Here is a 7,767-nt window from a genome sequence, read left to right as displayed (position 1 = left end):
CCCGCCGGCTCGGCGGCGCCCACCGCCGCGCACACGCCGGCCGGCGCGAGCCCGTCGAGCGGGGGTGCGTCGGGCGGGGGTACGGCCGGCGGCGGGAGTGCCGCCGCCCAGCCGTGCGACATCCAGAACCTCTCGATCAACGCGTCGGCGCGCGCCGGGGCGGCCAACCAGTGGGTGATCGAGGTGCGCAACACCGGCGCGAAGGCCTGCAGCCTGAGCTCCTCCCCGGGCGTCGACCTGGGCGACTCGGCCGCCCGGGACCAGAGCAAGAACCTCAAGCCGGTGCTCGCCAGCGGCACGGAGCGGTTCCCGGTTCCGGCGGGCCGGAGCGCCTACGCGGTGATCGACCTCGACCCGAGCGGCGCCACCACCGGCACCGCCCCCGGCATCAACGAGATCAACGTGCTGGTCGACGGCGAGGGCACCAACATGCCCCTCGCGAACACCCGCAACTTCCCGCTCCCGGCCGGGGCCCACGTCCTGAACCCCAAGATGGGCAACTACCGGGGCAGTGTGGCGGACGCGGTCGCCTCCATGACCGCCGCCCCCAAGTAGCCCCGGCCGTACGTCCGAACCCACATCCGGCCCTGTCCACGGGCTGGAATTCCGCCCGTGGCGCCCGTGGGGCGGGGCACGATGGGCGGCATGATCCTGCAACCCGAGACCGACGACCTCGCCGCCTACCTCGTGGCGGACGAGGTCATCGACCACCAGGACCCGCAACTACTGCGGTTGGCCGCCGAGTTGGCCACGCCCGAGGCGGCCTACCGCCACGTCCGCGACGAGGTGCGGCACTCCGCCGACGCGGGCGCCTACAGCGGGGCGTTCCGCGCCTCGGAGGTGCTGGCCGCGGGCAACGCGATCTGCCACGGCAAGTCCCACCTGCTGGCGGCGCTGCTGCGGGCCCAGGGCGTACCGACGGGCCTGTGCTACCAGCGACTGACGGACGGCGAGGGCGCCTTCGTGCTGCACGCCCTCAACGCCGTGCACCTGGACGGCCGTTGGGCCCGCCTGGATGCCCGGGGCAACCGCGAGGGCGTCGACACTCGGTACGACCTGGAGCGGGAGCGGCTGGCCTGGCCGGTGCGGCCGGAGCTGGGGGAGTGCGACTACCCCGGGGTCTTCGTGGCGCCGCCGGCGGCGCTGGTCCGGGCCCTTGCCGAGGCGGTGCCGGGCCGCGCCGGCTACGGCTACCTCCCGGGCGAGCTGCCGGTCGACGGCGGGCCGACCGGGCCGACCGGGCAGCCCGGGAGCTGAGCGGCCGAGGCGCGCGTCAGAGCCGCGCGGGGAGGTCCCGGCGGGACGGCACGGACAGCTTGCGCAGCACCCTGGCCACGTGGTTCTCGACGGTCCTGGTGGACAGGTGCAGTGCGGCCGCGATCTGACGGTTGGTCAGGCCGCCGGCCGCGAGTTCGGCGACCTCCCGTTCGCGGGGGGAGAGCCCGGGATGGGCGGGCCGGCCGCGGCGTGGGGGTGCGAGGGCGCGCAGGCGGGAGCGGACGCGGGCGGCGTCGTGGGTGGCGCCGAGCCCGGTCAGGACGAGGAGGGCGCCGGTCAGCCGGTCGACGGTGTCGCGGTGAGCGTCCGCGTCCGTGCCCTCGCCTTCCCCCGCGGATGCGGCGCAGCGGGCCGCGGCCTCCGCCGCCAGGGCGGCCAGGTACGGGCGGGGCAGCGCGGCGTAGGCGTCCGCCCCGGCGCGGTAGCCGGCCGCGGCGCGCGCGAGGTCTCCGTCGTGCTCGGCCAGGGTGGCGCGGCACCACTGCCGGGCGGCCGCGGCGAGGGGCAGGTGCGGCGCGGCGGGGGCTGTGAGGAGGTCCCGGGCCATCGCCCGGGCCGTGGTGGGGTCGCCGGCGCTCAGCGCCGCCGTGACGGCCCAGGGTGCCAGTTCCGCCGACCAGGCCCAGATGCCTTTGCTCCGCAGCCGCCCCCAAGCCTGCGTCGCGTGCGTTCTGGCGTCGTCGTGGTCGCCGCGGGCCAGGGCCAGCCGGACGAGGACGGTCGAGGAGAGCGCCGCCACCGGTGCCAGCTGCTGGTCCGGGTGCGGCGCCAGGTCGCCGGCCAGCCAGGCCCGGCACTGCGACCACTCGCCGCGGGCGAGGCACAGCGCGGCGAGGACGGTTCGTGCCTCGTGGCCGAGCAGCGGGGTTCGCGCGGTGTCCGCAACCAGGTCGGCGGCCCGCTCGGCGAGGCCGGTCCAGCGGCCGGTGGCCCAGTCGAGCAGCAGCCGGATGCTGCGGATGCCGTGGGCGACGTGGGGGCCGGCGTGGTGGCGTCCGGCGAGGGCCGCGCCGCGTTCGAGGAACGCCCGGCTGTCGTGGTAGCGGCCGAGCCACAGGGTGGCGTCGGCGGCGTTGCACAGGGCGCGGGCGCGGTGGCCGGCCGACGCGGCGTCCCCGTTGTCCTCGTCTTCTTCCGGTGGCCGGGCTTCCTCCGGTGGCCGGGCCGGGAGCGCCTGGTCGGCACCGGGGTCGCCGAGGGTCAGGAGCAGCGCGACGAGGTTGGCGTTGACGGCGGCCCGTAGGACGGGGTCGTTGGTGGCCGCCAGCGCGGCGCCGGCCCGTTCCGCGCAGTGCCGGTGCTCGGCGAGGGGGATGCCGGGCCAGTGCGGCATGGACATCGCGGCCAGGACGCGTGCGGCGAGGCCGGGTTCGTCGGGAAGGGTCCGGGCGGCGCGTTCCAGGTGCAGCCAGCCGTCGTGGTCCGGTGTCGTCGGCGTGCACAGCGACAGCCCCTGCAGCACCCGGGCCTGGGCGCGCAGCGGGCCGGGCAGGAGCGGGGCACCGGTGAGGGTGTCGAGCAGGGCGCCGGCGTCCTGGAGGCTGAACCCGGCGATGCGGCGCAGGGCCGTCGTGGCGAGCCGCGCGCGGGCGGGGCCGGGGATCCGGCGGTCGGCGAGCAGGTCCTGGAGGAGCCGGGCGGCTTCGCGGTGCCGTCCGGCGGCGGCGTGGGTCTCGGCGGCGCGCTCGGCGGCCCGGACCAGGCCGCGGCGGACCCCTGCCGCCAGGAGGTGCCCGGTGACCTGCGGCCAGGGGACGTCGGCGCGCCGTCTCAGCACCTGCGCCGCCCGGAGGTGCAGGTCGGCACGTTCGGGGGCGGGGAGGCTCGCGGCCACGGCGCGGGCGGCGAGCGGCACGCGGAAGCCGTACCGCCGGGGGCCGAGGTCGGTCAGCACGGCCGCGGTGAGGGCGGCGAGGAGCATGCCGCGCACCGTCTCCGCCGTCAGATCGGTCATGCCGGTCAGGGCCGCCAGCTCGGCCTCGGAGGCCGGTTCGCCCAGCACGGCCGCGGCGTGCACCAGCCGCCGGGCGTCCGCCGACAGGCGGGCGAGTCGGCCCAGTACGGTCTCCGTCAGGCGCGGAGGGGCCTCCAGTGCGTCGACGGCGTCCACGGTCGGGCCGTCCGGGGTGGTGCCCGCCAGGGCGGGCAGCACGTCCACCAGTACCTGGGCGACACCGCCGGTGACCGCGTACAGCCGCTCGATCACCTCGGCCGGACACCGGGCGCCCAGGGTCCGTTCGGTCAACTCCCGTGCCGCCGCGGCCGGGAGCGGACCGGTCCGGATCCGGAGGACGGCGGTGCCGGGCGGGCAGGTGAGCGGCTCGCCCAGCAGGGGCCGGTCGGCCGGAAGGTCCTCGGGCCGCCAGGTGAGCACCAGGGCGCACCCGGGCGGGAGGGTGCGGGCCAGGCGCCGGATCCGGTGCCTGGCGGGTTCGTCGGCCCGGTGGACGTCCTCCACGACCAGCAGCCTCGGGACGGCGGCCCCGGTCAGGGCGTCGAAGGAATGCTGTGCCTCGTCGTCGGACGGGTCGGCGCAGGTCAGGGTCAGGCAACCGGAGCCGGCCGGGTGCCGGCGGCGAAGCCCCGCCACGAGGTGCGACTTGCCGGTGCCGGCCGGGCCCTCCACCAGCAGGACCGTCCCGGGGTGGGCGGGGCCGGAGAGGGGACCGTGGAGCACGGTCCTCCAGGGGTCGCTCATGCTCGCCTCCGCTCGTCCTGACGGTGCGTACGGGGCCGCGCCCGCCCGCCGTCCGCGGTGGGTCCGGTGCGGGCCGGGGCCCGATCGTGAGGATGCCCGCCGTTCCGGGTTCGGACGCCCGGGCAGGCAATCGGCTTGCCGGGCAGGCGAATTGATTGAGTATGGGTACTTCCGGCGGCCGGATTGTGCCGTGCCGGTGCCTGGCCCACGCTGATGGCCACCCGTTCCGTCCGTCGGTGACCGGCTCCCCGCGCGTCCGGTCCGGTCCCGGCGGGCGGCGAACGCCATCCCCATCGGGTTCCCCCACACTTCAGGAGTGTCATGAGCACGACACCATCGCTCGGTTCGTCCGTGCTGAGGACCGCGGCCGCGGCCGTCGGCACGTGTGCCCTCGCCGTCGCCGGTACCGTCCTCGCACCTGGCGCCCAGGCGGCCCCGGCCACGTCTCCGGGCCACGCCGTTCGCCCGACCGTCCTTCAGGCCGACGCACCGACCGGCGCCCCCGTGTCCGGCCGGGTCCTCGGCGACGCCGGCATCAGGCCGCAGGACCGGCCCGCCGTCCAGCGGTTCCGCGAACTGCGCGCGGGCCTCGCCACGGCGGCACAACCCTCGGACACGGCCGCCGGCCACGCCGCCCGGGCGCCGATCGCCGCCCAGGCCCACCGGTGGTGGGGCACCGAGCTGGGCCCCAACGGCAACACCGGCTACGACGCCGTCATCGCCACCCACACCCTCGACGACGCGCTGCGCCTGAGCGGCGCCAACGACTTCCTCTACGCCCCCACCACCAAGCCGCGCAGCAACTCCTGCATCGAGACGGTCACCGTCCACACCCGGGACAGCGCCCAGATATGGGCCTGGGACTGGTGCACCACCGACCCCTCCCAGGCGGTCGGCGCGACCGTCGACATCGACGCCGCCTTCCTCCGGAAGTACGGCACCACCGTGAACGGCCGCTCCGCCTACAGCGTCCAGGTCCAGCTCACCGACGCCCGGACCAACACCTGGAGCGCCTCCCTCTACAACGTCGCCACCAGCACCTGGGACCCGTTCTTCACCAGCCGGGGCACCGACCAGACCGGCCTCGACTACGGCTGGGACATGTTCGAGTACTACTCCGACCGGACGGCCGGCGGCAACGTGGGCGTCTGCCAGGACCTGAGCGGACGGGTCGTCGAGACCACCGGGCTGAAGGTCCGCACCCCCGCCACCGGCGCCTGGAGCGACGCCGGCCCCTCCAACTCCACCGTCTTCCCCGCCGCCACCATGAACCCGTCGACCTACTACTGCCCCGGCATCGCCGGCCGCATGGCCACGGCCTACAGCGCCTGGCAGGTGACCGTCCGCTGAACCGCCGTCCGCCCGTACGGGACCCGGCCGTTCCGGAGAGGAGTTACGGGGCCGGCCGGGGCTCGACGGGGGAGGGCGCGGCGGAAGAACCCGTACGAGCCCCAGACGAGGTCGGCGTCGGGGTGGTTGGTGTGGGGCGAGAGCACGGGGGCGATCCTCCTCCCGGAGCGACGGCTGACGGACAGTCGGACCGACGGGGGCCCGTGGCACCTCCTGTCGGCGGGCGTGGGTAGGGTGACATGCCCGTGCCGCGCGGCCGGTTTCCCGCTGCGCGGCCTTTCGTCATGTCAGGAGATATCTGGGTGAAGACCCGTATGACAGCGCTCCGGAGCGCCGCGGCCGTCGTGACGGCCGTGCTCATGGCGGCGCCCGCCGCCGGCTCGGCCGTAGCCGCCCCCGCCGGAAGCCCGGACACCAAGACGGTCACGTACCAGGGCCGAGCCTTCCAGGTGCCCACGGCCTGGCCGGTCGTGGACCTGGCCGCCGACCCGCAGGCCTGCGTCCGCTTCGACCAGCACGCGGTGTACCTCGGTCACCCGGGCGAACAGCAGGTCTGCCCGCCGCGGCTGACCGGCCGCTCGGAGGCACTGCTGGTCGAGCCCGCCGCCGGCACCGCACCCGACCGGGAGGGCTCCAACCCCGTCGCGCAGACGATCCGGGCGAACGACGGCGCCGTCGCGGTGACCGGCACGTACGACACGGACCAGCCTCTGGTGCGCCGGATCATCACCGGCGCCGGGCTCACCCCCGCGCCGGAACACCGACCGGAGCCGGCGCCCGCCGCACCCCGGACGGCCCCCGCCGCGAAGTCCGCCACCCCCAAGTCCGCCGCCGCGCCGTCCAGCCGGGCCATGGCCGCACCGATGTCGGCCGCCGCCCAGGTGCCCGCGTCGGCGACGAACTACACCGGCAAGGGCTTCGACGCCTGTACGGCGCCCTCCAGCGCCGCGATGAACGCGTGGATGAACTCCTCCCCGTACCGGGCGGTCGGCATCTACATCGGCGGTGTCAGGCGGGGCTGCGCCCAGCCGAACCTGACGTCCTCCTGGGTCCAGCAGCAGCAGGCCGCGGGCTGGTCCTTCATGCCGCTGTACGTCGGCGTGCAGGCCCCGAAGATCGCCTACCCCGCCACCGAGGGCGCCAACGCCGCCGACGACGCGGTGGCCCAGGCCCAGGCCCTCGGCTTCGGACCCGGCACGATCCTCTACTACGACATGGAGGGCTACACCACGCCGCAGTACTCGGCCACGGTGCTCGCCTTCCTCACCGCCTGGACCAACGAACTGCACGCCTGGGGCTACAACTCCGGTGTCTACAGCAGCTCCTCGTCCGGCATGAAGGACCTCGCCGCCAACGCCGGCAACAGCGCCTACACCATGCCCGACGCCGTCTTCAGCGCCAACTGGAACGGCAAGGAGGACACCGCCGACCCGTCGATACCGACCGGCTACTGGTCCAACCACCAGCGCGCCCACCAGTACGCCTCGCCGCAGAACCCGGAGAGCTGGGGCGGCTACTCGATAGCCATCGACCAGGACTACGTCGACATCCAGCTCACCAGCGCTCCGCCGTCCCTGTCCTCCGCGCTCTTCCTCGGTGTCCGCCAGAGCTCGGGTGCCTGGCCCGGCTTCAGCCCGCTGACGGGCGGGGCGGGCGTGTTCCGCGGCTCGGAGGCCGCGATCGCCGGGCTGCCGGGCGGCTCCTCGCAGGAGCTGGGCATCGGCCTGGACGGCCGGCTCTACCACGGGGTCCGCGCCGCGAACGGCGGTTGGAGCGGCTTCGCCGCGCTCCCCGACGACGGCACGCCCGCCACCCAGGCCCGCCGGGCCGCCATCGCGGGCCTGCCGGACGGCTCCTCGCAGGTGGTGACCATCGGCAGCGACGGCAACGTCTACCACCGGATCCGGCTCGCCGACGGCAACTGGTCCGGCTTCGCTCCGCTCCCCGGGGTCGGCACCCCGACCATGGCGGCCGGGGACGTCGCCATCGCGGGCCTGCCCGACGGGTCCGCCCAGGTCCTGGCGATCGGCAACGACGGCAACGTCTACCACGAGACCCGCTTCTCCAACGGCAGTTGGAGCGGCTTTGCCCCGCTGCCCGGGGTGAACAGCTCGCGGATGGCGGCCGGCCGGGTGGCCATCACGGGCCTGTCGGACGGCTCCTCGCAGGTCCTGGCGATCGGCAGTGACGGCAACGTCTACCACGAGACCCGCTTCGCCGACGGCAACTGGTCCGGCTTCGCCGCGCTCCCCGGCGTCGGCACGCCCACCATGGCCGCGCGGACGGTCGGCATCGCCGGCCTGCCGGACGGTTCGTCCCAGGTGGCGGTCGTCGGCGGTGACGGCAACGTCTACCACGAGACCCGCTTCGGCAACGGCTCCTGGTCCGGCTTCGCCGCCGTCCAGGGCCCGTACGGCGCGAGCACCTTCCCGGCCCAGCGC

At 75.6% G+C, this 7,767-nt stretch carries 5 protein-coding genes; 4 read left to right on the top strand and 1 reads right to left on the bottom strand.

What is annotated here, in order from left to right; all coding sequences use genetic code 11:
* Both ACFU6K_RS23725 and ACFU6K_RS23720 read left to right on the top strand, forming a co-directional pair.
* The coding region (locus ACFU6K_RS23725) for a DUF4232 domain-containing protein (RefSeq protein WP_380666116.1) at positions 1-555 on the top strand (555 nt) is incomplete at its 5' end.
* A gap of 90 nt (positions 556-645) precedes the next feature.
* Positions 646-1,257: a transglutaminase family protein gene (locus ACFU6K_RS23720; protein ID WP_380666114.1), complete on the top strand. Its 612-nt coding sequence runs from the start codon at positions 646-648 to the stop codon at positions 1,255-1,257.
* Positions 1,258-1,273: 16 nt separating this feature from the next.
* Here ACFU6K_RS23720 and ACFU6K_RS23715 read toward each other — a convergent pair whose 3' ends face one another.
* Positions 1,274-3,976 carry a LuxR C-terminal-related transcriptional regulator gene (locus ACFU6K_RS23715; protein WP_380666112.1) on the bottom strand — a complete coding sequence of 901 codons (2,703 nt, stop codon included), beginning with the start codon at positions 3,974-3,976 and terminating at the stop codon, positions 1,274-1,276.
* A 321-nt stretch (positions 3,977-4,297) separates the two neighbouring features.
* On the opposite strand from ACFU6K_RS23715, the gene ACFU6K_RS23710 reads away from it, so the two are divergent.
* Positions 4,298-5,326 (top strand): hypothetical protein, encoded by a 1,029-nt coding sequence (locus ACFU6K_RS23710; RefSeq protein ID WP_380666110.1) that lies wholly within the window; start codon positions 4,298-4,300, stop codon positions 5,324-5,326.
* Positions 5,327-5,640: 314 nt separating this feature from the next.
* Positions 5,641-7,767, top strand: a 2,127-nt coding sequence (locus tag ACFU6K_RS23705) for a glycoside hydrolase domain-containing protein (protein ID WP_380666108.1), incomplete at its 3' end; no start/stop codon positions are given.

The organism is Kitasatospora sp. NPDC057512 (assembly GCF_042802135.1).
Classification (GTDB): Bacteria; Actinomycetota; Actinomycetes; order Streptomycetales; family Streptomycetaceae; genus Kitasatospora.
This window is presented reverse-complemented; position numbering and strand designations above follow the sequence as displayed.

Coding starts and splice junctions, on each gene's coding strand:
- ACFU6K_RS23715 (WP_380666112.1), bottom strand. CDS start 3,976: ATGAGCGACCCCTGGAGGACCGTGCTCCACGGTCCCCTCTCCGGCCCC.
- ACFU6K_RS23720 (WP_380666114.1), top strand. CDS start 646: ATGATCCTGCAACCCGAGACCGACGACCTCGCCGCCTACCTCGTGGCG.
- ACFU6K_RS23710 (WP_380666110.1), top strand. CDS start 4,298: ATGAGCACGACACCATCGCTCGGTTCGTCCGTGCTGAGGACCGCGGCC.